This is a genomic window from Halobacterium sp. KA-4 (assembly GCF_021028995.1).
Lineage (GTDB): Archaea > Halobacteriota > Halobacteria > Halobacteriales > Halobacteriaceae > Halobacterium.
In genome coordinates, this window is sequence record NZ_JAJJZG010000005.1 from 142779 (window position 1) to 166298 (window position 23520).

Below are 23520 nucleotides of genomic sequence, written 5' to 3' on the forward strand. Positions count from 1 at the left end.
CGCGCTGCAATCTCATGTAATGGACGTCGACCGCGGTCGACTCGCGTGGTGGGTGGTGGCTGCCGTGCTCAGCGGCGTGCTCGCGTTCACCGTCTACTCGTTCCTCGGGACGTTCGTGCTCGGCATCTTCATCTACTACGCGACGCGACCGGTCTACCGCCGTCTCGGACGGTGGATACAGCAGCCGACGGTCCGCGCGGTGGTGGCGCTCGTGACGCTCGCGCTCCCCGCGATGCTGGTCGTCGCCTACACCACCGCCGTCGGCCTCCAGGAGTTCAACCAGTTCGTCGACGCCCAGAACGTCGACCTCGGGCGGGTCGGAACGCTTCTCGACCCGTATCTCGACGTCTCCTCCATCGTCCAGGACCCGCAGGCGTTCCTGAACCAGCCGTCAGTACAGGAAGCGCTGGCCTCGTCTGCGAGCAACGCGCTGGAGTACGTCGGCTTCCTCGGGACGCTGTTCGTCCACCTGTTCGCGGTTGTCATCGTCGCGTTCTACCTGCTCCGGGACGACCACCGCCTCGGCGGCTGGTTCCAGCGTCGGTTCACGGACGGCAGCGGTGTCACGGAGGCGTACGCGCGGGCGGTCGACCACGACCTCTCGACGGTCTTCTTCGGAAACATCGTCTTCGCGTTCGCCACCGGCGTCATCGCCGCGGTGTCGTACGCGACGCTGGACGCCTTCTCGCCGGCGGGTATCGCCACCCCCTATCCCGTGTTGTTCGGGCTCATCACGGGCATCGCGAGCCTCGTTCCGGTCGTCGGCATCAAACTCGTGTGGATACCGCTGGCCGGGTGGCTCGGCTTCGTCGCGTACCAGAGCGGCACCGGCTACGTGTTCGTCGCCGTCTTCGTCGCTGTCGCCGCGGTCGTCGTGGACTTCGTGCCGGACTTGCTGTTGCGGCCGTACGTCTCGGGGCGCGACATCCACCTCGGGCTGGTGATTCTGTCGTACGTCTTCGGGCCGCTACTGTGGGGCTGGTACGGACTGTTCCTCGGCCCGCTCGTGCTCGTGTTCGTCGTGCACTTCGCCCGGCTCGTGCTCCCGGAGTTGCTGGCGGGCGAGGAGATTTCGCCGGAGGCGCTCGGTGGCGACATCTTGACGGCGAGCGACGACGGCGAACAGACCGACGTCTCGGAATTCGAGTCGGATTCGGAGAACGGCGGGGGGTCGTAGTCAGCGCTCTTCGAGGCGGGTGCCGTCGTGCGGACAGTACGCGAATTCGGGATTCTGCGTCCGGAACCCGCAGTCCGGGCACTCGTAGACGGCGGGTTCCTCAGTGCGTCGTCGGAACAGCAGCGGAATCAGCGGCACTGCGAGGAAGAAGACGGCGATATCGAAGACGACCCACGCGGCGACGCTGATAGCGAGGCTCGCGAGCACGCCGACGGCGGCGGTGGCGGTCCGCGAGGAGACCACAGCTAGTCGAGGTCGACGTACTGCTGTTCCCACTCGCGGCGCGCGGCGATTTCGCGGCGGCCGCGGCGAGTGAGCGTGTAGTAGTTAGTCCGCTGGTCGAGTTGGCCTTTGTCGACGAGGCCCTTGTCGACGAGGGTGTCGAGGTTGGGGTAGAGTCGACCGTGGTGGATTTCCGACTCGTAGTACTCTTCGAGTTCTTCCTTGATGGCGAGGCCGTGTGGCTCGTCTAGTCCGGCGACGACGTAGAGGAGGTCGCGCTGGAACCCTGTCAGGTCATACATATGTCCTACTCTCGTTATGTCTTTCGTCTCGGAAAGCATAAGCGTAGGGGATTGGCGTGCCGATTGCCGATAACGACCGGGCGTGTATCGAAGTGACATGTCGATATCGGTGACTCGAACTGGCATCGCCCGCCGTCCCGCCGACTTTATGCCGGCCGCCGAGCGACACGCTCACATGGCCGGCGTGGACGCCCACAACCTCCCAGACGTCTCGCCGACAGCGTGGCGACTCCTCCGCGTCGCCGCCGACTTCAGCCAGCGCGACGTCGAGCGCGCAGTTCCGGACCTCCGGCAGGCCCACGTCTCGATGCTCGAGGGTGGAAACCGCGGGCTCTCCGGCGACCGCCTCCGTGACCTCTTCGACCTCTACGCGGCCGAACTCGACGACGAACAGGTGGCCGCCATCGTCGAGCACTTCTGAGCCACCGCACCGAGAGTAATTCCGTTAATCATTAACGATAGGAGTGGCGACTGCCCGTGTATCAATGATACAGGTGGACGTTCGCTCGACGCGTGGCCGACTCGCGGTGTTCGCGCTCGCGCTCGCGGTCACCGCCGCCATCGCGCTCGCACCGACCCCCGAGGGCCTCGGCCTCGAAGGGAAGTACGCCATCGCCACGATGGCGTTCGCCGGCATCCTCTGGGTGACCGGCGCGCTCCCACTGGCGGTCACCGCGCTCTCGATTCCCGCGCTGCTCACCGCGTTCGGGGTGTTCGGCGACCTCGACGACGCACTCGCGCCGTTCGCCGACCACCTCATCTTCCTGTTCATCGCGGGGTTCATGCTCGCGAACGCGCTCCAGAAGTACGACATCGACCGCCGCATCGCGCTGTACATCATGGCGCGCATGGGGTCCAGTCCCCGCAAGCTCATCCTCGCGGTGATGATTGCGACCGCGGTGCTCTCGATGTGGGTCTCGAACACCGCCACCAGCGCGATGATGACGCCCATCGCGGTCGGCGTGCTCGCGCAAGTCGTCGGCCGCGACGAACTCACGGAAGCCGGTGACGGGGAACCCACGACGAACATCCAGGTCGCCACCCTCCTCGGGACTGCGTACGGTGCCAGCGTCGGCGGCGTCGGCACGCTCATCGGGACGCCGCCGAACGCCGTCGTCGCAGGCGTCCTCAACGACCAGCTCGGCTACGAAATCGGGTTCGCCGACTGGCTGCTCATCGGCCTCCCTATCGTCGTCGTCACGCTCCCCATCGTCTGGTACGTCCTGACGTTCCGGCTGTTCCCGCCGGAAATCGAGGACGTCAGTGGCGCGCGCGAGGAAGCACGCCGCTACCTTCGCGAGGAGGGCGAACTGAGCACGCGCGGCCGCCGCGTCGCGTACATCTTCACCGCGACCGCCGGCCTGTGGGTGCTGGGCGGCCTCGGCGGCCCCGTCTGGTGGCTGTTCGAGACCGTCGGCCTCAGCACCGACACCGCGAACGTCCTCCACACCACGCTGTTCGGCGGCAACGGCCCGACGCTGTTCGGCACCGAAGGCGGCTATCAGGGACTGCTGTACTACGTCATGGTCGGTCTCTACGCTATCCCCGCGCTCGTGCTCGCGGACACCACCGAGTGGGAGGATCTCGTCGACATCGACTGGGGGACCATCCTCCTCTTCGGCGGTGGCCTCTCGTTGGCCTCCGGGTTCGCCAACAGCGGCGCGACGCGCTGGATCGCCGAGTCCATCTTCGGCTCGCTCACCGGCCTCCCCATCGTCGTCATCGTCGCCGCCGTCGTCCTGCTGGTCATCTTCCTCACGGAGATGACCTCCAACACCGCAACTGCCACCATCATCGTGCCAGTGCTCGTCTCTATCGGTGGTATCCTCGCTGCGACGCTCGGCCTCGCCGAGGAGTCCGCCGCCATCTTCCTGGCGGTGAGTGGCGCTATCGCCGCGAGCTTCGCGTTCGCGCTCCCGGTCGCGACGCCCCCGAACGCCATCGTGTTCGGCTCGGGGTACATCGAACAGCGCGACATGATGCGCGCCGGCGTCGTCCTCAACCTCCTCATGACCGCGGTACTGACGGTGTTCATCTGGCTGCTGTTCCAGTTCGTCTGGCCGATGTTCCTCTGGTAACGCGGCCCGACGACTCGACGCCTCGTCTTCCGGCGTCTTCGAGCAATCGCGACGGATTCGACCTCGTGGCAGTCGTGCTACCCATCCTCTCGGAACGGTTATCCGTGTATCGCGCCTCTGTTTGGTTGTAATGGCAGAAGGTAAGGTTGACTTCTTCAACGACACTGGCGGCTACGGTTTCATCACGACTGACGACGGCGACCTCGACGACGACGAAGACGTGTTCTTCCACATGGAAGACGTCGGCGGCGAAGACCTCACGGAAGGTACCGAGGTCGAATTCGACATCGAGTCCTCGCCCAAGGGGCCTCGCGCAGCGAACGTCGTCCGACTGTAATACGACGTACCTGTCGTTCACAGCGACAACCGACACTCCAATTTTTCAGACGACGATACGGCCGAGCTGACGCGCTCTGTACGTAACCGAATATACTGACGAGAACCGTCTCTGGAGCGCCTGGTGAGACGAATTCACAGTACTGCCGCTTCGAGCGTCGTGCAACGGAAAAGGATGCGGAGCCGGAAAATCCGGCCCCGCAGCCGCCCTGAATTGGTCCCCGCTGACGCTTCGGCCCTCCAAAGCGAAGCGTCACCTGGGTCAAAACGGGCGACGATAATAAACCTATCCCCGGCAGTAACGGCTGCCGCTACATGTGCTCTTCTTCCAACACCCAACCGAGCGCCCGTCGGTAGTACGTGAACATCTCGCGGACGCCCTCGTGGTTCATCTCCTCGGATTCGAGCTGTTCGACGAGAAACTCGTACTGCTCGCGGATTTCCTCCTCGCTTCGCATACCGGCTGTCGGAACGCCGGCCGTATCAATATGCCGCGCTACTTCCGGTCAAGCCGCGAGAGCCCGTGCCAGGTGGCGTTCACGAGCTCCTCGCCGTCGCCCTCGGCGTCCGTCCAACCGCGAGCGAGCGCGTCCTCCAGCGCGTCGAGGTCGTGGTTCTCGAAGTTGTTCATCCCGCGGAACGCTTCGAGTGCGTCCCGAGCGGCTTCGTCGAACTCGCCGGATGGCGTACCGTCGTAGAAGCCGAGGTCGGCGAGCGCTCCCTCGACGGCTTCGGCGGTGTCGCCATCGAGTTCGCGGTACTCCTCGGGGTCCTCGCGTTCGAGGAGCGTGACGTCGTAGACGCGGAACACGCGCTCCAGTTCGTCGATGGGGGCGTCGTGGTCGTCCACGCGGACGTCTATCCAGCGGTCGTTCCCGCCGTCGTAGCCGCCCTCCGGTTTCGCGACGTACAGCGCAGCAGACTGCTCGCCACGCTGGTCGCCGCCCGCCTCGTTGCCCGCGTGCAGCGCCGCGATGAGTTTCTCCGGGAGGCCGCCCTCGGTCGCCTCGAACGTCTCGGCCATCGCGTCCACGGTCTCACGGTTTTCGAGGATGTTCCCCTGCACGGTGTACTGTTCGCCCTGTCGGTCGCTGGCGTGGTCGAAGCACTCGTCGCCTGTGAACGCGGCCACGGAGCCGTCCTGTCCGACCACCCCTACCTGTCGCTGCGGGGCGTCCTCGTCGTCCTCGGTGAGTTGTTCGACGACTTCGTCGGCCGAATACCCCTCGCGTAGCAGGTCGAGGCCGTCCGGGCCGTACGCGACGTTCGCGAAACCCTGCGTGGCGATGGCACCCGCGTCGGCGCTGGCGAACGGGACGACCGCGCCCACGCCGACGAACTTCGACTGGACGGCGACCCCGACCGCGTCGGTCTCCGGGTCGCGCGCAACGATGGAGAACGTCATGGCCGGCAGGTGGCCAGCCGCGGGCAAAAGCCTACGGCTCGACCACCTCCGTTGCCGTCTTCTCGGCGGTCAACGGTTGCCGACTCGCCAGCGAGACATCGAACGCGGGGTGTTCAGCGAGATGCCACAACACCATGTGTCGACGGCCCGCCGTCAGCCCGCTTGCGGAGAGGTCGTCGGCAGTGAACTCCGTGGGGAGGCGCTGGCAGAGTCGCTCCAGCGCGTCGAAGGAGTCGAACACTTTGCGGTTGCCCGACGAGTCGGCGCCGCGGCGCTCCACGACGTAACTACCGTCCGGGCGGTGCACGCCGACGGTGTTCACGAACGTCTCTCGGGCGGTCAGTGCGTCGTCCAGCGAGTCGCGGAGCTCGGCGGCGTCCTCGCGGGGGAGAAGCAGTTCTTCGTCGCCGACGGTGACGGCGACCCGGCTGCCGCGGCGCTCGACGGAGAAATCAGGCGAGCGGTCGGATTTCTCGACCAGCCACGTCGCCGTGGCTTACTCTATCCTCGGCTGCCGGCGTCGTCAGATTCTGACTCGGCATCGTGGGAGACCGTTGCAGGCACTCGTAGTTAACTCCGGTGGTGGGACAGACGCCGGCTGTCCGGCCGCACTCGCCCGTTCGATTTTTCACCCGACTCCCGGAATATCGGCGTATGGCTCCGCCGACGAGCGTCCTGCTGCCGACCGTCGAGTGGACCTCGGCCTGCGACGAGGTGGCCGCCCAGCTCGGCCCCGCGGACGAACTACTCGTCGTCTGCGACACCGAGGCGGACCCCGTCGCCGACCGCGTGGACGACCTCCCCGAGCAAACCGACCTCGTGTTCGCGGGCGAGCCCGAGGGGTGTTCGGGGAAGGCAAATGCCATCGCTGCGGGCATGGAAGCCGCCGCGCACGACCGCATCGTGTGGACCGACGACGACTTCCACCATCCGCCGGACTGGCTCGACGGCCTCCACGCAGACTACGAGCGCTACGGTCCTGTCTCCGAACTCCCGTTCTTCGTCGGGCGCGACCCGCTCTCGACGCTGCTCGAACCCGTCTACGCGCTCGGCGGCACGCTCGGCGTCTACGTCGGCGACCAGGCGTGGGCCGGCGCGGTCGTCTTCGAGCGCGACGACCTCGACGTCGACGCGTTCCTGGCGGACCTCCGCCGGACGGTCAGCGACGACGGCCTGCTCGCCGAGCGCCTCGACGTCACACCGCTGCGACGCACTCGCCGCGTCGAAATCGGCGGCACGCTCCGGCAGACGCTCGAACGCCACGTCCGATTCACGCAAATCGTCGCCACGCACGACCCGAGCGGGCACGTCGTCGTCGCGCTGGTGACGCTCGCGCTCTTCCTCGCCTGTCTGCTCGTACCGCTGTACGCCGCGTCCGGCCTCACCGCGCTCGTCGCGGGCGTCTACGTAGTGTTCGGGATTCGGCGATGGACTGCCATTCTCGCGTACCCCGCAGTGTTGGCAGCGATTCCGCTCGGTGTGTACGCGCACGCCCGCCGGACGTTCGTCTGGGGTGGCCGGCGCTACCGCTGGCGCGGGAAGTTCGACGTGGAAGTCGTCGAGCGCGTCGACGAGTAGCGAGCCCGATGCACGGGGGTTTTGCCCCGCGACGCCCAACACCTGAGTATGGACGTGCGCGGCGAACGGGAGTGCAAATCGTGTGGGACGCGGTGGTCGTACTACGAGACCGGGAGCATCGAGTGCCCCGACTGCGGGAGTATGCGCAGCGTCGGCATCGGCGAGCGCAGCACGCACACGGACGGGAACGCCGACCTCGACCTCTCGGCTGCCCGCGACGCCGCCGCGGACGGCGACCTTCGCGGTGCGCTCGACCCCGCGGCGGACGCGTGCCGCGACTACTGCCAGTCCCGGGGGTTCGTCTCGGGTGGCGATCTGCTCGACCTCGATGACACGTACCTCGCGGCTCAGGAACTCCGGCGCGCGGCGGTCCTGCTCGGGGACGCGCTCCGGACGAGCGACGAGGCCGAACGCTACGTGCTCGCGCTGTTGAACGGTGCGGAGGATGGCGACCGGCCCACGCCCGACGAGGTACCCGAATCCCTGCGAGCGATTCGCGGGCTGGCGTACGCGGCGGCAGTCGACGCCTACCGCGCGGACGTGCGGACGTACTGCGACGGTGAAGTACCTGAACCCGAGCGCGGACTGCTCGAACGCCTCCGCGACCACGCCAAGCGCGTCGACGCGCTGGACGGCGACGTGTCTCCGGAGGACGCGGAACGACTGGTAGAAGCAGCGCGCGCCATCGCGGACGCGCTCCGCGGCGACGAGTCGGGCGTCGAGCGGGCGCGCACCCGCCTCGACGCGCTGGCCTAACCGGAATCGATTCGCCGGCCTACGGGAGTTCGACGTCCGTCCCAGTCTGTTCGCCGGCGGCCTTCACGGTGTTGTACAGCAACATCGCGCGCGTCATCGGGCCCACACCGCCGGGAACGGGCGTGATGGCGCTGGCTTTCTCCTTGGCGCTCTCGAACTCCACGTCGCCGACGAGCTCGTATCCCTTCTCGGTGTCGGCGTCCACGCGGTTGATGCCGACGTCGATGACGACGGTTCCCTCTGAAAGCATCGAGCCGTCCACGAGTTCGGTGACGCCGGCCGCCGCGACGACGATATCCGCGCGGCGCGTGTGTGCGGCGAGGTCCTCCGTGCGGCTGTGGCAGACCGTGACCGTGGCGTTGCCGCCCTCACTCTTCTGGACGAGGAGGTTCGCGAGCGGCTTCCCGACGATGTTCGAGCGACCGACCACGACGACCTCCTTGCCCTCGGTGTCGACGCCCTCGCTCGCGAGGAGTTTCTGGATGCCGTGGGGCGTGCAGGGCTTGAAGCGCGCGTTCCCGGCGACGAGCTTCCCGACGTTCTCGGGGTGGAAGCCGTCAACGTCCTTCGCGGGGTCGACCGCGGAGAGCACACGCTCGTCGGGGACGTGGTCGGGCGTCGGGTCCTGCACGAGGATACCATGGACGTCCTCACGGTTGTTGAGGTCGGTGACCGTGTCGAAGAGTTCCTCGGCGGGGGCGTCGGGGTCGATGCGGATGTCCTCGGCGGCGATACCGATTTCCTCGCAGTCGCGCTGTTTCATCGAGACGTACGTCTCGCTGGCCTGCTTGTCGTTCATCAGGACGGTCGCGAGTCGCGGCGTCACACCGGCGTCCTTCAGCGCGGCTACGGACTCGGCGAGGTCGTCACGGACGTCGGCAGCGACGGCGTTCCCGTCGATGATGCTGGTCATGGCGCGACTTCCGCGCTCGCCCGCCTTCAATTCGGCGGTTCGTGCATACTCACGCGGGGATCCTCAGGAAAGTATGCATAGAAGTGGCTACGTAAACCGCCGGTGGCCTCCCAGCCACCAGTCGACTCAGTCGTCGACCGCGACCGCTAGCGGCCCGTCACCGGGCAGCGTCGCGGTGTAGTGGCCGTCGCCGAGGTGAACCGTCTCGACCGGCGACCACGTACTGTTCGCGTAGCGGTACAGCGTCACGTCGGTCGCGTTCGCGCCCTCGGGGAGCGTGGCGTTCCCGACCGAGAAGCGCACCGTCGTGTTCTCGACGGTTGCAGACGTCCAGCCGTCGACCGAGAGGTTCGCGTACTGGACGGCCGACGCGTTCGTCAACTCGGCCGCCCCGCCGAGTGTCTCGTTCGCGGGGCCAGCCACAGTGACGTTCACGTCTGAGGTGTTCCCAGTCAGGGTCTCGTTCGTCGTATCCCCGACGACTTCGACGCTCGTGACGTTTGTCACGTTCGTCGCTGCCGTCGGTCCGAACGTGACGTTCGCGACCGTTCGGTTGTCCGACGTCGCGTCCGTGAGGTTCACCGCAACGCGCGTGCGGTCGTCCCAGACGGTCGCGCGGAACGCAGCAGTCGTGTCGTTCGCATTTGCAGTCGCGTCCAGGGCGTCGGTCTCGTTCCCGGTGACCTTCGTCGGCCCGGGAATGTCAAGGACCTCACGGTCGGTCGTGAACGTGTAGCCGGTCGTGTTGTTCCGGTACGCGACGACCTCGAAGTTCCCCTCGACGTCGAACTCGTGGGACCAGAGGCCATCCTCACCAGTACCGTTCCGAATCGGGAAGTACGACCGGTTCACGACGCTACGGTTGTAGAACGTCGTGTTGTTCGTGGGGCGGACGACCAGCCGCGCGTGAATCGCGTTCCCGCTGTTGTGGTCGTTTGTACTGAACGTCACCATCTGCTCGGCGCGACTCGTCATCACCTTCACCTCGATGACGTCGCGCTCGGCGGTGACGTTCACCGACCCGTTCAGGTAGTGGGTGCACAGCGTCTGGTTCTTCGTCGCGTTCACCGTCACTGCCGTCGGCTCGGCGAACGTGTACGTCGCCGTGCCGTCCGGGCCCGTGACGACCGTCTCGTCCCCGAGGTGGAGTGTGGCGTTCACGACGTTGCCACTGGATCCGTCCTTCACGGTGAACTCCACGGGCTGCCCGGGCCGCGGCTCAGTCCGGTTCGCGGAGAGCGACAACGGTACCGTCTCCCGCTCGGACGTGAGCGCGACCGTGTCGTCGCGGTACTCTGTGGCGAATGTGTCGTCCTTCGACGCGGTCGCGGTGAACTCGCCGGCGACGCCGAGTGACAACACGAGGGTGCCATCCTCGCCGGTCGTGACCGTATGGTTCGCGACGGAGACGGTGGCGTTCGCGTAGTTGCCGGTGTCGCCGCGCTTCACCACGAACTGCACGGGTTCACAAGGCCGCGGACTCGTGGTGTTGACGGAGACGTCGAGCGGGACGTCGGCCTTCTCGACGGTGACGTTCTCGGTGTCGTTGTGGTAGTCCGACCCGAGCGTGTCCGTCTTGTTCGCGACGACCTCGTACGTCCCTTCTTCCTCGAACGCGTACGTGAGCTTGCCGTCCGCACCCGTTCGGTACGTGTTGTCGACGATGGCGAGCGAAGCGTTCGCGTAGTTGGACGTGTACGCGTTCTTAGCGGTGAACGTCACTGCTTCGCCCGGCCGCACTGTCGACTCGCTCACCGACAGCGCGAGCGGTTCGTCGCGTTTCTCAACGGTGACGTCGACGGTGTCGTTCTCGTACGTCGTCGACAGCGTCGCCGGTTTCGAGGCGACCACCACGTAGTCACCTACCTCGTCGAACACGTGCTTGAGCGTGCCGTCGCTACCCGTCCACCGCGTCTCGTCGCCGAGGCGGAGGCTCGCGTTCACGTGCTCGCTGGACTTGCTGCTCTTCACGGAGAACGTGACGGACTCGCCTGGGCGCAGGGCCGTCTCGCTGGCGGAGAGTTTCAGATTCGACTCCGCACCGTTAGCGGTGACGTTCACGCTCGCATTAACGTAGTTCGTGCCCGCCGTGTCGGCCTTCTCGGCGACCACCTCGAAGGTCCCCTCCTGCTGGAAGGCGTACACGAGTTTCCCGTCGTCACCCGTGCGATAGGTGTCACCGGCGATGCGCAGCGTGGCGTTCGCGTAGTTGGACGTATCCGCGTTCTTGACCGTGAACGTCACGTCCTCGCCGGGCGTGACGCTCGTCTTCGACGCGGAGAGTTTCAGGTCGGCGCGTCGCTTCTCAACGGTCACCGTCGCCGACGCGTTCCGGTAGACGGTGTCCGCGGTACGCTCACGAGACGCCAGCACGTCGTACGTGCCCGCGTCGGGGAACGACACAACGCGCTTCCCGTCGTCACCGAGCCGGAACGTCCGGTCGCCGACGCGGAGCGTGGTGTTGACGTACGCGCTCGTCGCGGGGTGCTTGACGGTGAACGTGACCGAGTCGCCGGCGGTCACCGACGAACTGCTGACCTGCAGGGAGAGGTCGGCGACCTGCTCGGCGACGCGGACAGTCGTAGTGTCGTTGACGTACGACTCCGTCGTTCCGTTCTTCGACGCAGTCGCCGTCCACGTCCCGTTCGTCGCCGTCCACGTGACATTCCCGTCGGGGCCCGTAGCGAGCGTCTCGTTCGCTACGGTGACCGTGGCGTTCACGGGTTCACCAGTGTCGTTCCGAACGGTGTGGAACGTCACGTTCGATCCTGCTTCTACTGCTGCCGGGTCGGCTGTCAGGTTTAGTTCGACGGTCGCGTCCGCGGTGACTGTGCCTCTGGTCTCGGGGCCGTCGGCGACTCCACCGGTCATAGCCGCACCGACCGGGTGTGTGACGCCGACGAGCAGCACGACGACTAGTACTGCGATTTGTCCGTGTCGCGCCATGCAGCAGATTTCCTCACTCGGACCCCGGAAAAGAAGAGTGGCCGTCAACCAACATTCGTCACCCTACTGGTACCTCTAATGGGCCTGGGAAACCACCCGAAAGCGACTATCTACACCGCTGAATTATTCGTACTCCTACCAGAACGAAGTGAGGTGGCCGGCGACAGTCGGACTACTCGTACAGCGGGTGGTCCTGACAGAGGCGCTCGACGGTCGCGGCGACCTCGGCGTACACTTCGGCGTCGCCGACGTTGTCCACCACCTTCGCGATGCAGTCGCCGACCGTCTCCATCGCGTCCTCGTCGAACCCACGCGTCGTGAGAGCGGGCGTGCCTGCGCGGATGCCCGACGGGTCGAACGCCGACCGCGACTCGTCCGGCACGGTGTTGGCGTTCAGGACGATGCCGACCTCTTCGAGGGCTTCCTCGGCGTCGCCGCCGGAGACCTCGGGGTGGGAGTCGCGGAGGTCAACGAGCACGAGGTGGGTGTCGGTGCCGTCCGAGACCAGCGAGAAGCCGTGGTCCTGGAGCGTCTCACCGAGTACTTCCGCGTTTCGTATGACCTGCGCGGCATACTGGTCGAACGCCGGGTCCAGCGCTTCCTTGAAGCCGACCGCCTTCCCCGCGATGTTGTGCATCAGCGGGCCGCCCTGCGCGCCCGGGAACACTGCGGAGTCCACGTCGCCGGCGTACTCCTCGTCGCACATGATGATGCCGCCGCGGCCCGCGCGAATCGTCTTGTGCGTGCTCCCGGTCACGAAGTCCGCGACGCCGACCGGGGAAGGGTGTTCGCCCGCCGCCACGAGGCCCGTGATGTGCGCGATGTCCGCCATGTGGTACGCGCCGACGGCGTCGGCGGCCTCCTGAATGCTGTGCCACTCGACCTCCCGGGGGTACGCCGAGAACCCCGAGACGATCATGTCCGGCTCGAACTCCTCGGCCTTCTCGAAGAGCGCGTCGTAGTCCAGGCGGCCGGTGTCGGCGTCGACCTCGTACTGCTCGACGTCGTACAGTTGGCCCGCGAAGTTCGCGGGGTGGCCGTGGCTCAAGTGACCGCCGTGGGTGAGGTCCAGGGAGAGAATCTTGTCGCCGGGCTCCAGCACCGCGAAGTAGACGCCCATGTTCGCCGACGAGCCGCTGTGGGGCTGGACGTTCGCGTGGTCCGCGCCGAACAGTTCTTTCGCGCGTTCGATGGCGAGTTCCTCGACGTCGTCCGCGAAGTCGCAGCCGCCGTAGTAGCGCTCGCCGGGGTAGCCCTCGGCGTACTTGTTCGTGAGTTCGCTGCCCTGGGCCTCCAAGACGGCTTCGCTGACGTGGTTCTCGCTGGCAATCATCGCCAGTGTTTCGTTCTGCCGGTGGCGCTCGCCGACGAGCGCGTCTGCGACTGCCGGGTCGACGTCCCGGACGTCGTCGTAGCTCATGCCTAGAGTGGCCGGTGCGCGCGGCATAAGTCTACCGAGCCTGCCATAATTCACCCTCGGCTCTCGATAGAAATATAAGCCCACTGGCAGTACGTCTCGATCGCGTGATTCAGTGGGAGGAAACCGGAACAGGGGTGTCCGCGGCCGACGCGGCCGGGAACGAAGTGACGGTGCGAGCGCCCGACTGGCGGCAGGCCCACGGGGGGCGGACGCTCGCGTGGCCAGCGGACGCCACCACCTCCGGCATCGCCACGCAGCTTTCCGTCCCCACCAGCGACGCGTCAGTGTTCGCGGCTGGCGCTCGTGCCGATTCGCTCGGTGTGGGTGAACGCCGCCGCCTCGACGTCGGCGAGTACGTCCTCGAAGCCGGCGGTACAGTCGACGTGCTCGTTGGCTTCGACGGGCCCGCCGTCGTGGCGCAGGGCGACCAACTCGACGTCGCCTTCGACGAACCCACGGACGTCACAATCGGCTTTCGGAGCGACGTCCACGCACCCACTGAAACCATCACTATCCCGAAGACTCTGGACGGCGTCGCGACTGCGGTGACGCACGCAGCAGCCGCTCATCGTACGATGACTCCCGACCGGTCGGCGTGGCACCAGCGCTGCCACCCGCCACAATTCGCGTTCGGGGACGCCGTCAACGTGCCCGAGACGGTCGCCACGGAGACGCCCGACACCGGCATCGAACTCTTGCTCCCGCGGTCGCTGGAGGATCTGTTCGTCGCGGCACCGCTGGCGTACTACCTCGGCGCGGAGGTCACCGTCGACGCGGGCGTGACGCAGCGACTCCGCGCGCCCGTCTCGGATGTCAACTACACCTTCGACGCGCTGACCGTGGAGGTGCCGCAGTTGCTGGCGCGCGCGTTCTGGCTGGACTGCCTCGTCCGTACGGCCATCCCGCCCGAGCAGCGCCGCGCGGTTCCCACTCACGAACCCGTCGACGTGACGCTCGCCGAGCACGACTTGCTGGACGTCATCGGTATTGACCCGATCGCAGCCTACGACGCGACACCCGCCGACCGGCTCGCGACGTACCTCGATGCGCCCTTCGAGCGCATCGCCGACGACCTTCCGGAGTGGCACCTCTCGATGCACGTCGCGCCGAACCTCGACCACGTCGAAACGCTACCGTTCCTCCTCGACCGACTGGCGCTCGTCTACCCGCCCGAAACAGCCGCGTTGGAGAGCGAAGAACTGCTGGAACGCACGCTCGACGACTTCTACCGCGGGCCACCCGGTCCCGTCGCTACCGTTGAGATGTTGAAGCCGAAACTCCGTGACGGCCGCTGGCAGGGCTGGCTCGCCGACGGCACGCCCATCGACGTGTTCAAGAGCCAGCCCGAAGCCTACCACAACCACCTCGACTTCCAGCGCGAGTCCACCGATGAGCTGTCGGTCGCGGTGGTGCTCAACGACCGCAGCATGACCGGCGAGCACGAGGCGGTCGCGGGCGTCTACGAGGCGCACGCCGAGTCGCTGCCGATGGACGTCTCCTTCTTCGATGACCTCACCCGCAAGGAGCTCGCGAGCGTGCTCGGTGACCACTACGAGTTCCTTCACTACATCGGCCACTGCGAGGTCGAAGGGCTGCGTTGTGCGGACGGTAATCTCGCCGTCGACGACGTCCCGGAGACGAACGTCGAGACGTTCTTCCTGAACGCCTGCGGGTCGTACTACGAGGGCGTCGACCTCGTCGAGCGCGGGAGCGTCGCGGGCGCGGTGACGCTGCGGAAAGTGCTGGATGAGCAGGCCGCCAAGGTCGGCACTGCGTTCGCGGAGTTGCTGGTCCACGGCTTCCCCATCGAGACGGCACTCCGGCTCGCGCGCCGGCGGATCCGGATGGGGAAAGACTACGCGGTGGTCGGTGACGGCATGCAGATGCTCTCCCGGACGGACGGCGACGGCGCGAAGGTCGCGCACGTCGAACGCGACGGTACGGGTGCCTGCGAGGTGACCTACGAGTACGTCCCAGCGGACGGCCACGGTTGCTGGTACGACGTCGACGCAGATGCCGCGTTGGACCCGCGACTCTGCGGGAACCCGACTGAGTTCGAACTACCTGCGGCCGAACTCGCGGAACTGTTCGCGGACGCCGACCACCCGGTCGTCGTGGACGGCGAATTCTACTGGTCCCACGAGGCCGCAGCGCTCCTCCGGCCGAACGTGTCGACGACGTGAAACGGTCGAAAGTCGCCGATAGCGCGCGGTTCCCGCGGTTTTACTGGCTCGATGTCCGGTAAAATTAAATACGTCGTGACCCTAGACCCACGCAGAGATGTCACAGAATCTACTGGGGACGAGCGTGGACGACGTCGTCCGCACCGTCCTCGACGCCGAACCCGGCGAGCTATTCGTCGTGAACCCCGCCGGCGAGACCGTCGAGGAACTCGTCGACGTCGCCAACGCCTACGAGGGGGAGCTCCCGTCCATCCGACTGCTCGGCGACGAGCGCACGCTGAAGGACGTGATGGACGACTTCATCGTCGCTAGCAACGCCGCGAACCTCGTCGAAGCCGACGTGCTGGAACTGCGCGTGTTCGACGGCGACGCACGTTCGTCGATGCTCGTCACGGAGGACCGCACAGTCGCGCTCGTGGAGGTCGGCGGCCTCGTAGGCGGTCTCACCACTGACGACGCCGAGTTCGCCGAGACCGCCTACGACGCCGTCGCCGACGACTGGGCCGACGCAGAGCAGTTCACGCTCCGCACGCCCGCCATCGACCGCGTCCGGCAGACGCTCGACGAGGACATCAGCCCCGAAGTCGAGGAGGACTTCGAGAGCGTCCTCGAATCCATGGAGACCGCCCGCGGCGACGGCGATGGCCTCGACGAGGTCACCGTCAGTCTGCTGGTCGCCGCGAAGAACCGTGAACTCCTCTACGACATCAGCAAGTGGGGCGAGGACGTCGGCATCGCGTCGAAAGCGACGTTCTCCCGCACGAAGACGAAGCTCGAGGACCTCGGGCTCATCGACACCGAAAAGGTCCCCATCGACGTCGGCCGGCCGCGCCTCCGTCTGAAGCTCGCCGACGAGCGCCTCGAAGACGCGCCGCCCGCGGAACTCGCGAACGTCGCCCAGTCCGTCCTCTCGTAGGCCTTCGGCTGAATCCCGCACAGTTTTCCCCTCGTCTCCCCACCCCGTAGCTATGCTACTGGAGGAGTCGCCGTGACCGTCGCCGTCGTCGGCGACGGCCCGGCCGTCGAAGCCGTACGAGACGCGCTCGCGGACGTCGACGCCGCTATCGAAGCCACGGACGTCGCTGGCGTCGCCGACGCGGACTTCGCCGTCGTCGTCGGCGTCGCCGGCTCCGGCGGATTCGGTACTGCGAACGAGCACGCCCGAAGCGGAGACACGCCGCTGCTCACCGTCGAGGTCGGCGGGCTCGGCGGCCGCCCGCTCGCAGACGTCGATGCGGGCGTCTCCTTGCTCGCTCCGGAGGGGCCGTGTTTCGAATGTTTGGCGGCGCGCGTGACCGCGACGGGCCACGAACCGGCGGAATCGCCGAGCGCCGACCGGAGTGCAGTGCGGCTCGCCGGCGCGCACGCCGGCCGCCTCGCCGTCGACGCGCTCCGCGGGGACGCCGCACCTGGAACTGTCCTCGAACTCCCGCACGCCGAGCGAACGCTCGCGCCCGTCCCGAGCTGCTCGTGTGCGGACGACGGCACGAACGACGACCTCCCGTTGAGCGACGAGGCGCGGTCGCTGGACGACGCGCTCGCCGCCGCCGAACCGCTCGTCGACGACCGCGTCGGCGTGCTCTCGGCGGTGGGCGAACGAGAGTCGTTCCCCGCGCCGTACTACCTCGCCGTGGGCACCGACACGTCGCCGTTCAGCGACGCCGAAGCCTCGACGCAATCAGCGGGCGTCGCCGCCGACTGGAACGCCGCCTACATGAAAGCGGTCGGTGAAGGGTTCGAGCGGTACGCCGCCGGCGTCTACCGCACCGACGACTTCGAGACTGCGCCCGTCGACCACGAGAAGGCAGTCCCACCAGAGCGCTTCGTCCGCCCCGAAGATGCGGGCAGCGAGGCGGACGAATTCGAGTGGGTGCGCGGCCAAAATCTCGACTCGAAAGACTCGGCGCTGCTCCCTGCGGACCGCGTCGTCTTCCCGCCATCCGAGGAACGACCGGGAACGATTACGACCGGCCTCGGCCTCGGCAACTCCGGCGTCGGCGCAGTACTGTCGGGCCTCTACGAGACAGTCGAGCGCGACGCCACGATGCTGTCGTGGTACTCCACGTTCGACCCGCTCGGCCTTCAGGTCGACGACCCCGAGTTCGACGAGCTCGAACGCCGCGCGAGCGCCGAGAATCTGGAAGTTACGGCGCTGCTGTGCACGCAGGACGTCGACGTCCCCGTCGTCGCAGTCGCAGTCCACCGCGACGAGTGGCCGCGATTCGCGCTCGGTTCCGCCGCCGACCTCGACGCCGACGCCGCCGCCCGCGACGCGCTCTGCGAAGCCCTCCAGAACTGGATGGAATTGCGCGCCATGGGCCCCGAGCAAGCCGCGACGGAGGACGGCTCCATCGGCAAGTACGCCGACTTCCCCCGCGACGTCCGCGGCTTCCTCGACCCTGATACCACCATCCCCGCCAGCGACGTGGGTCCCGCCGAACCCCCGGAGGGAACCGACGAACTCGACGCCGTTCTCGACGCGCTTGCGGACGCCGACCTCGAGGCCTACGCCGCCCGCATCACGACTCGTGACTTGGAGGACGCGGGCTTCGAGGCTGTGCGGGTGTTAGTGCCGGAAGCCCAGCCGCTGTTCGTCGACCAGCCGTTCTTCGGCGAGCGAGCGCGTGAGGTTCCTCGGGAGTTGGGTTTTCAGGCGCGGTTGGACAAGCCGTTCCATCCGTTCCCGTAGGATTTTTGCGCTGCGGGCGGCTTCACCGCCCTCGGCAAAACCTCCACCAAAAGCAGTCCTCTCTCCCGTCGCGCTCGCTACGCTCGCGCGGTGAATCACGGCGCTCAGGACCTTCGGACCGTTGGCGCCGCGAACGCCTATCGCCCAATTACTCAGCCGACAACGAGCATCGGCGAGTGATCGGGTCGAAGACCCCGAGCAAAGCCGTTCATCGCGAGCCTTCGGCTCGCGGGCCGACGAGCGACTAAGCGCCGCAGCCGCACTGGAGCGAGGAGTGCTTTTTCCCCAAGTTTTTGCAAGCCAAGCGGGACCGGAGGTCCCGCTGGCCGTGCGAACGGGCGCTCCGCGCCCGTGAGAAGAGAGCGGCCGCAGGCCGCGACCGCAGGAAAAAGTGGGTTTTAGATACCGAAAGTAGCTCTGAGCATATCCCGAGAGCCGGGCCCGAGACCGACGGCGAGGACGGCGACGAGCATGAGCGTGTAGTAGCGGGGGGCTTCCTCGCGGAGTTCCGCATCGAACAGCCAGAGGACGAACAGCGCGGCGACGATTTTTAGGACGAGGAACGGCCACGCGTCGCCGGTGTAGTGGATGATGGAGGCGGGAAGGACGTTCTGGGTGATGTCGACGACCGCGGCGTTGACCGGGTGCTTCGGGACGAGGTCGTACGCGAGGCCGAGTTCGGCGGCCCAGTCGAGGCCGATGACGTTGGCGACGCCGTCGACGGCGTGGCCCCAGAGGACGACGGCGCCGGCGAACTCGGTGCCGGAGGCGATGTCGGGGAGCTGTCGGCGGACGTAGTACCAGACGGTGGCCGTGATGATGGTGGCGAACAGGACCGTGAGGACCGTGAATTGTGGGTGGAGGGAGACGTAGTCGGTGGTCGCCGCGAGGAAGACGAGGAAACCGACCGTGGCGGTGAGGATGGCGATGCCAGCGGTCGCGAGCGGGCGGTAGTAGTTCTCGAAGACGTCCGTGCGGCGCGCGAGGAGGACGCAGGCGACGAGCAAAGCGAGCGTGATGGCGAACATCACGAAGTAGATGACGGGGCTGATGATGAGCGTGTTCGCGGGATAGTCGAGGAACTGCTCGACACCCGGTGCGGCCGCGGCGGCGTCGTTGGCGTCCTCGACGACGCGGAGCGCGCCGCCCAGCAGGACGAACGGGAACAGCGCGTACAGCAGGTCGAGGTTCTCGCCGACCTTCAAGTGGTCGAGGAGGAATGTGACGCCGACCAGCGAGACGAGCAGCGTGACCGCGTACCCGACCTCGGAGACGAGCGTGTAGCCGGGGTAGGCGACGGGTTCGGTCGCGGCGGTGCACGCGGAGGAGTTGTAGAGGAGTTGGACGGCGCCGCCGTTCCAGACGGCGCACTGCGCGCCGTTGGCGTCGGCGACGACGGGACCCCAGAAGTAGTGCCAGACGAAGCCACCGTAGACGGTGTCGGGGAACAGCAGCGACCCGCCGACGAGCGCGGCGAGCGCGACGCCGACGAGCGCGGTCCACGCGCGCTCGCGGTCGGTCTCGGGGAAAGTCATGTTGGGAGACGTGGCCGGTGGCTGTTTTATCGTTGCGGTCTGTGCCCGAGCGTCGGCTACAGCGGGAGTTCGTGGGACTCGTACTCGGTGGCGAGGACGACCATCGTCTGCGAGCGTGCGAACCCGTCAACGTCCGCGATTTCCTCGAACATCAATTCGCGGAGCGTGTCGGTGTCCTCGGCGTACACGCGCAGGATGATGTCCCACTCGCCGGTCGTGAGATGGATTTCTTGCACGCCGTCGATGTCCGCGAGGCGGTCGAGGGCGTCCTGCTCGCGGCCCTGTTCAACGCGCAAGCCGACGATAGCGGAGGTGCCGAGGCCGGCGGCTTTCGGGTCGACGTCGGCGTGGTAGCCGCGGATGACGCCGGCTTCCTCCATGCGGTTGACGCGGTCGTGGACGGTCGCGCTGGACATCTCGATTTCGCGGGCGATTTCGCTGAACGGCTTGCGGGCGTCCGCCTGGAGCGCGCGCAGAATCTCGCGGTCCGTCTCGTCTAACTCCATACGCGAACCGTCGGGAGAGTCCCCCAATACGCTTACTGCTCGTCCGAGATTCGCGCTGACCTACTCCTGAATCGCCTGGGCGGCCTCAAGGACGACATTGTGAGCCTCGCCGTTCGACGCGACCAGTCCCTCACAGCCCGGTTCCCAGGGGTCGCCGTGGACGTCCGTGACGACGCCGCCGGCCTGTCGCACGAGGTGGACGCCCGCGACGGAGTCCCAGGCGTTCACGGTGACGTTCGTAATCGCGCCTTCGACCTGCCCGCTGGCGACCATCGAGAGAGTGGCTTGCGCGCAGCCGTACCGCCGCATGTCCGCGAACCGCGAGACGATGGCCTCGCAGGCTCGAGCGTACTCGTCGCGGTCGTCGAACCCCCACCAGATGGTGGGCACGACGACGAACGTCTCGGGGTCGGTCTTCTCGCTGACCGTGACTGGGTCGCCGTTGCGCGTCACTTCGCCGTCACCCGCGACGTACGTGTCGCCGAGCGCGGGCAGCACGTTCGCGGCGGCGAGCGTCTCGCCGTCCTTCACCGCGGCGACCGACGTCGCCCAAATCTGGGTGTCGCGCACGAAGTTGTTCGTGCCGTCGATGGGGTCAATGACCCATGCCGCGCCCGACTCCGGGACTTCCTTCAGTTCGTCTTCTTCCTCGCCGACGATGGCGTCCTCGGGGTGGGTTTTCCGAACCACTTCGATGACGCGGCGCTGGGCGTCCCGGTCGGCCTGCGTGACGACGTCCGTCTTCCCGGACTTGGTCTCCACGTCGATACCGGTGCGGAACGCCTCCAACGCGACCTCGCTGCCTGCGAGCGCGGCGCGTTCGGCGACGCTCGCGCGGTCCTCGTTCATGCCCGGAGTGGTGGCCCGCCGCCCCAAAGAGTCGTCGGTCCGAAACGTCGCCGTCGCTGTCCGGATAGTCACACAGAAGCGTGTTTTGCGAGGGAAGTCCGCCTCGCGGACTTCCCGCATCCCGCGGCGCGTGAAGCGCCGGCGATGCGAGGGAAGGGATTCGAACCCTCGAACTCCTACGAGAACGGATCTTGAGTCCGTCGCCGTTGGCCGAGCTTGGCTACCCTCGCACGCGTCGAGTAGTCGGCGCGTGCGGGGTTTAGGCGTTGCGAATCGGGGTGGGGGCGCTCAGTCGTCGTCGCCGAGCACGCGCGAGGCGACCGGCCCCGCCGAGGCGTCCTCCTCGACGTCACGGAGCAGGAAGCGCTTCCGCACGACGTCGTAGGCGAACACGACGGTGCCGAGGATGAGCATCGTGTCCCCGGGGAACCGCGCCCAGAAGAACAGCTGGACGAGGTCGCGGTTGTAGAACGAGAGCGAGCGCGCGACCGCGTACCCCTCCGTGAACGCGGACTCCAGTTGGAGGAAGCCCACGGGGAGCAGGGAGAGGCCGACCATCACGGCGAGGCCGGCGTTCCACAGCCAGAACGCCCACCAGAGGCGCTTGCCGTTCCACTTCTCGGGGTCGACGGAGAGCCGCAGCATGTACGCGGCCATGCCGAGTGCGAGGAAGCCGAACGCGCCGAACATCGCGGCGTGGGCGTGTGCGACCGTGAGGTAGGTGCCGTGCTCGTAGTAGTTGATGAGCGGGAGGTTGATGAAGAAGCCGAGCACCCCGGCGCCGACGAAGTTCCACACGCCGGAGGCGATGATGAACGCGAACGGGAGCTTGTAGTGGAACGTCTCGTCGCTCTTCGAGAGCGCGCGGTACTGGCCCAGCGCCTCGAAGAGGATGAGAATCAGGGGGACGAGTTCGAGCGTGGAGAAGACGCTCCCGAGTGGCACCCAGACGTCGGGCTGGCCAATCCACCAGTAGTGGTGGCTGACGCCGATGACGCCGCTCCCCATCACGAACAGCACTTGCAGGGCGACGGCTTTCTCCGCGGAGCGCTTGCGCAGCAAGCCCATGGAGACGAGCGTGATGCCGACGATGGCGACGATGAAGAACTCGAAGGCGCCCTCCACCCACATGTGGACGACCCACCACCGCCAGAACTCCGTCATCACGATGTTCGAGTCGGGCGTGTACAGCATGCCCGCGACGAACAGCAACCCGATAGAACCGCCCGCGTACAGAATCATGTGCGCGAGCCCGAAGCGCTCTTCGCGGGCGAGCAGCGGCTTGAGGCCGCGATACGCGAGGAACGCCCAGATGGCGAATCCGAGCAGGAGGCCGACCTGCCAGACGCGGCCAACTTCGACGTATTCGAGGCCTTCGTTGCCGAGCAGCCACCACAGCTGGCCGTCGAAGAAGCCCTGCGTGCCAAGGTAGATGCCGACGAAGCCGCCGACGACGACCACCAGCAGCGTACCGAGCAGGCCATTAATCGCGGACTCCTGGTGGTCGGGTTCGTGGCCGGTCAGGAGGCCAGGGAGGAACAGCCCAGCGCCAATCCACATCGTGGCAATCCACAGAATACCGAGGTCCAGGTGGTAGGTCTTCGTGAGTGCGAACGGCAGCCACTGGATGACGTCGATACCGAGTGCTTCGCCGATACCGAAGAACGCGTCGCGTTCGACGTAATAGTGCGCGAGCAACGCCCCGAGTAACACCTGTGCGACGAACAGCAACGCCGCGATGGGGATGAACCGGGTGGCTGCGCGTTGACTCGGGAGTAAGTCGACGTCCGCGGGGTCCGGAACTTCGATGCCCTTCGTGGAGGGTTCGGAGAGTTCGATGCTGTTGTACAGCCAGACGCCGAGGCCGGCACCGGCGACGAGTAACACCATCGCGATGGCGCTCCAGACCATCGTCGCGCCGGTGGGTTCGTTGCCGGCGAGCGGGTTGTACGGCCAGTCGTTCGTGTAGCTGTGGTCGGTGCCGGGCCGTTCGGCGTGCGAGACCAGCGCCGTCCACATCGCGAAGTCCGCGAACAGGCGGGCGTCGTCGGCGGATTCGACCATGCCCTCGGGGATGCCGCGCTCGGCGTCGCCCTCGTGGTAGCGCTCGACGTACACCTCGCGCACCTGCTCGTGGGCGTACGCCTCGGCGGCGGAGTACTGTGCCGTCTCGCCGGAAATCGAGCGGTCGAGGTCTGCGGTTACGCGACTATCGACGGCGGCCTGCTGCTCGGATGTGAGGTCGGCGTACGCTTCGCCGTGGCGTTCGTTCGCGTAGTACTCCTGCATGAATTGGGTCTTCAGTTGGAGCGCGTCGGCAGTGTAGTCCTCGCCGAAGTACGCGCCGTTGCCGAGAATCGACCCGTGGTTCATCAGGGCGTTCGACTGGAAGACGGCCTTGCCGTCCTGAATCGACTCGTGGGTGGCGACCACGTCGCCGTCGGGCCCGACGATTTCGTCGGGAATCGGCGGCTGGTGCTGGTAGGAGTAGGCGGCACCAGCCCCCATGACGACGAGATTCAGGACGAACACGACCGCGAGTATCTTCGCGAGCGTGGACCTAGTGACGTCCATATTGCGGCGTTCAATTCGACGCAGGAAAAGGCTGGGGCGGATTCTAAGCCC

At 66.8% G+C, this 23520-nt stretch carries 22 protein-coding genes and 1 tRNA gene; 10 read left to right on the forward strand and 13 right to left on the reverse strand.

Annotation, left to right across the window (positions count from 1 at the left end):
• The first annotated feature begins 19 nt into the window (after positions 1 to 19).
• Positions 20 to 1177: an AI-2E family transporter gene (locus LPA44_RS07290; protein ID WP_230888928.1), complete on the forward strand. Its 1158-nt coding sequence runs from the start codon at positions 20 to 22 to the stop codon at positions 1175 to 1177.
• Here LPA44_RS07290 and LPA44_RS07295 read toward each other — a convergent pair whose 3' ends face one another.
• Both LPA44_RS07295 and LPA44_RS07300 read right to left on the reverse strand, forming a co-directional pair.
• Complete coding sequence (locus tag LPA44_RS07295) at positions 1178 to 1420, reverse strand: hypothetical protein (protein ID WP_230888929.1); 243 nt, start codon at positions 1418 to 1420, stop codon at positions 1178 to 1180.
• Positions 1421 to 1422: 2 nt separating this feature from the next.
• Entirely contained in the window at positions 1423 to 1701 is a 279-nt protein-coding gene (locus LPA44_RS07300; protein WP_058983503.1) for a PadR family transcriptional regulator, read from the reverse strand.
• Positions 1702 to 1876: 175 nt separating this feature from the next.
• Between LPA44_RS07300 and LPA44_RS07305 the strand changes: the two genes are divergently transcribed.
• The 3 genes from LPA44_RS07305 (at position 1877) to LPA44_RS07315 (ending at position 4116) form a co-directional block, all read left to right on the forward strand.
• Positions 1877 to 2122, forward strand: coding sequence for a hypothetical protein (locus tag LPA44_RS07305; protein ID WP_230888930.1), 246 nt, complete (start codon positions 1877 to 1879; stop codon positions 2120 to 2122).
• A gap of 64 nt (positions 2123 to 2186) precedes the next feature.
• On the forward strand, positions 2187 to 3779 hold the full coding sequence (locus LPA44_RS07310; protein ID WP_230888931.1) for an SLC13 family permease: 1593 nt from the start codon (positions 2187 to 2189) through the stop codon (positions 3777 to 3779).
• A 130-nt stretch (positions 3780 to 3909) separates the two neighbouring features.
• Positions 3910 to 4116, forward strand: a complete 207-nt coding sequence (locus LPA44_RS07315; RefSeq protein WP_230888932.1) for a cold-shock protein — start codon at positions 3910 to 3912, stop codon at positions 4114 to 4116.
• Positions 4117 to 4426: 310 nt separating this feature from the next.
• On the opposite strand, the gene LPA44_RS07320 is transcribed toward LPA44_RS07315, so the two are convergent.
• The 3 genes from LPA44_RS07320 to LPA44_RS07330 are packed head-to-tail and all read right to left on the reverse strand — an operon-like array spanning position 4427 to position 5917.
• Positions 4427 to 4573 carry a hypothetical protein gene (locus LPA44_RS07320; RefSeq protein ID WP_230888933.1) on the reverse strand — a complete coding sequence of 49 codons (147 nt, stop codon included), beginning with the start codon at positions 4571 to 4573 and terminating at the stop codon, positions 4427 to 4429.
• A 38-nt stretch (positions 4574 to 4611) separates the two neighbouring features.
• Positions 4612 to 5520, reverse strand: a complete 909-nt coding sequence (locus LPA44_RS07325) for a DUF1028 domain-containing protein (RefSeq protein WP_230888934.1) — start codon at positions 5518 to 5520, stop codon at positions 4612 to 4614.
• 31 nt (positions 5521 to 5551) lie between these two features.
• A complete protein-coding gene (locus tag LPA44_RS07330; RefSeq protein WP_442903371.1) occupies positions 5552 to 5917 on the reverse strand; it encodes a DUF7528 family protein in 366 nt (121 codons plus the stop codon).
• Here LPA44_RS07330 and LPA44_RS07335 point away from each other — a divergent pair.
• The 3 genes from LPA44_RS07335 to LPA44_RS07345 all read left to right on the forward strand — a co-directional run bounded on the left by LPA44_RS07335 (position 5822) and on the right by LPA44_RS07345 (position 7854).
• A complete protein-coding gene (locus LPA44_RS07335; RefSeq protein ID WP_230888936.1) occupies positions 5822 to 6094 on the forward strand; it encodes a hypothetical protein in 273 nt (90 codons plus the stop codon). The genes LPA44_RS07330 and LPA44_RS07335 overlap by 96 nt on opposite strands.
• A gap of 80 nt (positions 6095 to 6174) precedes the next feature.
• Complete coding sequence (locus tag LPA44_RS07340; protein ID WP_230888937.1) at positions 6175 to 7098, forward strand: glycosyltransferase; 924 nt, start codon at positions 6175 to 6177, stop codon at positions 7096 to 7098.
• A 48-nt stretch (positions 7099 to 7146) separates the two neighbouring features.
• A complete protein-coding gene (locus LPA44_RS07345) occupies positions 7147 to 7854 on the forward strand; it encodes a DUF7117 family protein (protein WP_230888938.1) in 708 nt (235 codons plus the stop codon).
• A gap of 19 nt (positions 7855 to 7873) precedes the next feature.
• Here the strand turns inward: LPA44_RS07345 and LPA44_RS07350 are convergent, their stop codons facing one another.
• The 3 genes from LPA44_RS07350 to glyA form a co-directional block, all read right to left on the reverse strand.
• A complete protein-coding gene (locus LPA44_RS07350) occupies positions 7874 to 8767 on the reverse strand; it encodes a bifunctional methylenetetrahydrofolate dehydrogenase/methenyltetrahydrofolate cyclohydrolase (protein ID WP_230888939.1) in 894 nt (297 codons plus the stop codon).
• A 126-nt stretch (positions 8768 to 8893) separates the two neighbouring features.
• Positions 8894 to 11713: a PKD domain-containing protein gene (locus LPA44_RS07355; protein WP_230888940.1), complete on the reverse strand. Its 2820-nt coding sequence runs from the start codon at positions 11711 to 11713 to the stop codon at positions 8894 to 8896.
• A gap of 172 nt (positions 11714 to 11885) precedes the next feature.
• On the reverse strand, positions 11886 to 13133 hold the full coding sequence (gene glyA / locus LPA44_RS07360; protein WP_230888941.1) for a serine hydroxymethyltransferase: 1248 nt from the start codon (positions 13131 to 13133) through the stop codon (positions 11886 to 11888).
• A 104-nt stretch (positions 13134 to 13237) separates the two neighbouring features.
• Between glyA and LPA44_RS07365 the strand changes: the two genes are divergently transcribed.
• The 3 genes from LPA44_RS07365 to LPA44_RS07375 all read left to right on the forward strand — a co-directional run bounded on the left by LPA44_RS07365 (position 13238) and on the right by LPA44_RS07375 (position 18005).
• Positions 13238 to 15316 (forward strand): hypothetical protein, encoded by a 2079-nt coding sequence (locus tag LPA44_RS07365; RefSeq protein WP_230888942.1) that lies wholly within the window; start codon positions 13238 to 13240, stop codon positions 15314 to 15316.
• A gap of 97 nt (positions 15317 to 15413) precedes the next feature.
• Positions 15414 to 16232, forward strand: a complete 819-nt coding sequence (tbsP, locus tag LPA44_RS07370) for a transcriptional regulator TbsP (protein WP_230888943.1) — start codon at positions 15414 to 15416, stop codon at positions 16230 to 16232.
• 72 nt (positions 16233 to 16304) lie between these two features.
• Positions 16305 to 18005, forward strand: coding sequence for a YcaO-like family protein (locus tag LPA44_RS07375; protein WP_230888944.1), 1701 nt, complete (start codon positions 16305 to 16307; stop codon positions 18003 to 18005).
• A gap of 398 nt (positions 18006 to 18403) precedes the next feature.
• Here the strand turns inward: LPA44_RS07375 and LPA44_RS07380 are convergent, their stop codons facing one another.
• From LPA44_RS07380 to LPA44_RS07400, 5 genes are all read right to left on the reverse strand, one after another.
• Positions 18404 to 19540: a DUF63 family protein gene (locus LPA44_RS07380; protein WP_230888945.1), complete on the reverse strand. Its 1137-nt coding sequence runs from the start codon at positions 19538 to 19540 to the stop codon at positions 18404 to 18406.
• A gap of 56 nt (positions 19541 to 19596) precedes the next feature.
• A complete protein-coding gene (locus LPA44_RS07385) occupies positions 19597 to 20046 on the reverse strand; it encodes an Lrp/AsnC family transcriptional regulator (RefSeq protein ID WP_230888946.1) in 450 nt (149 codons plus the stop codon).
• A 60-nt stretch (positions 20047 to 20106) separates the two neighbouring features.
• Positions 20107 to 20895 (reverse strand): inositol monophosphatase family protein, encoded by a 789-nt coding sequence (locus LPA44_RS07390; RefSeq protein ID WP_230888947.1) that lies wholly within the window; start codon positions 20893 to 20895, stop codon positions 20107 to 20109.
• A gap of 145 nt (positions 20896 to 21040) precedes the next feature.
• A tRNA-Leu gene (locus LPA44_RS07395) sits at positions 21041 to 21125 on the reverse strand.
• 58 nt (positions 21126 to 21183) lie between these two features.
• Positions 21184 to 23469, reverse strand: coding sequence for a nitric-oxide reductase large subunit (locus LPA44_RS07400; protein ID WP_230888948.1), 2286 nt, complete (start codon positions 23467 to 23469; stop codon positions 21184 to 21186).
• Positions 23470 to 23520: the final 51 nt, after the last annotated feature.

Coding starts and splice junctions, on each gene's coding strand:
- LPA44_RS07400 (WP_230888948.1), bottom strand. CDS start 23,469: ATGGACGTCACTAGGTCCACGCTCGCGAAGATACTCGCGGTCGTGTTC.
- tbsP (WP_230888943.1), top strand. CDS start 15,414: ATGTCACAGAATCTACTGGGGACGAGCGTGGACGACGTCGTCCGCACC.
- LPA44_RS07350 (WP_230888939.1), bottom strand. CDS start 8,767: ATGACCAGCATCATCGACGGGAACGCCGTCGCTGCCGACGTCCGTGAC.
- LPA44_RS07355 (WP_230888940.1), bottom strand. CDS start 11,713: ATGGCGCGACACGGACAAATCGCAGTACTAGTCGTCGTGCTGCTCGTC.
- LPA44_RS07325 (WP_230888934.1), bottom strand. CDS start 5,520: ATGACGTTCTCCATCGTTGCGCGCGACCCGGAGACCGACGCGGTCGGG.
- LPA44_RS07320 (WP_230888933.1), bottom strand. CDS start 4,573: ATGCGAAGCGAGGAGGAAATCCGCGAGCAGTACGAGTTTCTCGTCGAA.
- LPA44_RS07315 (WP_230888932.1), top strand. CDS start 3,910: ATGGCAGAAGGTAAGGTTGACTTCTTCAACGACACTGGCGGCTACGGT.
- LPA44_RS07305 (WP_230888930.1), top strand. CDS start 1,877: ATGGCCGGCGTGGACGCCCACAACCTCCCAGACGTCTCGCCGACAGCG.
- LPA44_RS07385 (WP_230888946.1), bottom strand. CDS start 20,046: ATGGAGTTAGACGAGACGGACCGCGAGATTCTGCGCGCGCTCCAGGCG.
- LPA44_RS07380 (WP_230888945.1), bottom strand. CDS start 19,540: ATGACTTTCCCCGAGACCGACCGCGAGCGCGCGTGGACCGCGCTCGTC.
- LPA44_RS07310 (WP_230888931.1), top strand. CDS start 2,187: ATGATACAGGTGGACGTTCGCTCGACGCGTGGCCGACTCGCGGTGTTC.
- LPA44_RS07390 (WP_230888947.1), bottom strand. CDS start 20,895: ATGAACGAGGACCGCGCGAGCGTCGCCGAACGCGCCGCGCTCGCAGGC.
- LPA44_RS07300 (WP_058983503.1), bottom strand. CDS start 1,701: ATGTATGACCTGACAGGGTTCCAGCGCGACCTCCTCTACGTCGTCGCC.
- LPA44_RS07345 (WP_230888938.1), top strand. CDS start 7,147: ATGGACGTGCGCGGCGAACGGGAGTGCAAATCGTGTGGGACGCGGTGG.
- LPA44_RS07290 (WP_230888928.1), top strand. CDS start 20: ATGGACGTCGACCGCGGTCGACTCGCGTGGTGGGTGGTGGCTGCCGTG.
- LPA44_RS07340 (WP_230888937.1), top strand. CDS start 6,175: ATGGCTCCGCCGACGAGCGTCCTGCTGCCGACCGTCGAGTGGACCTCG.
- glyA (WP_230888941.1), bottom strand. CDS start 13,133: ATGAGCTACGACGACGTCCGGGACGTCGACCCGGCAGTCGCAGACGCG.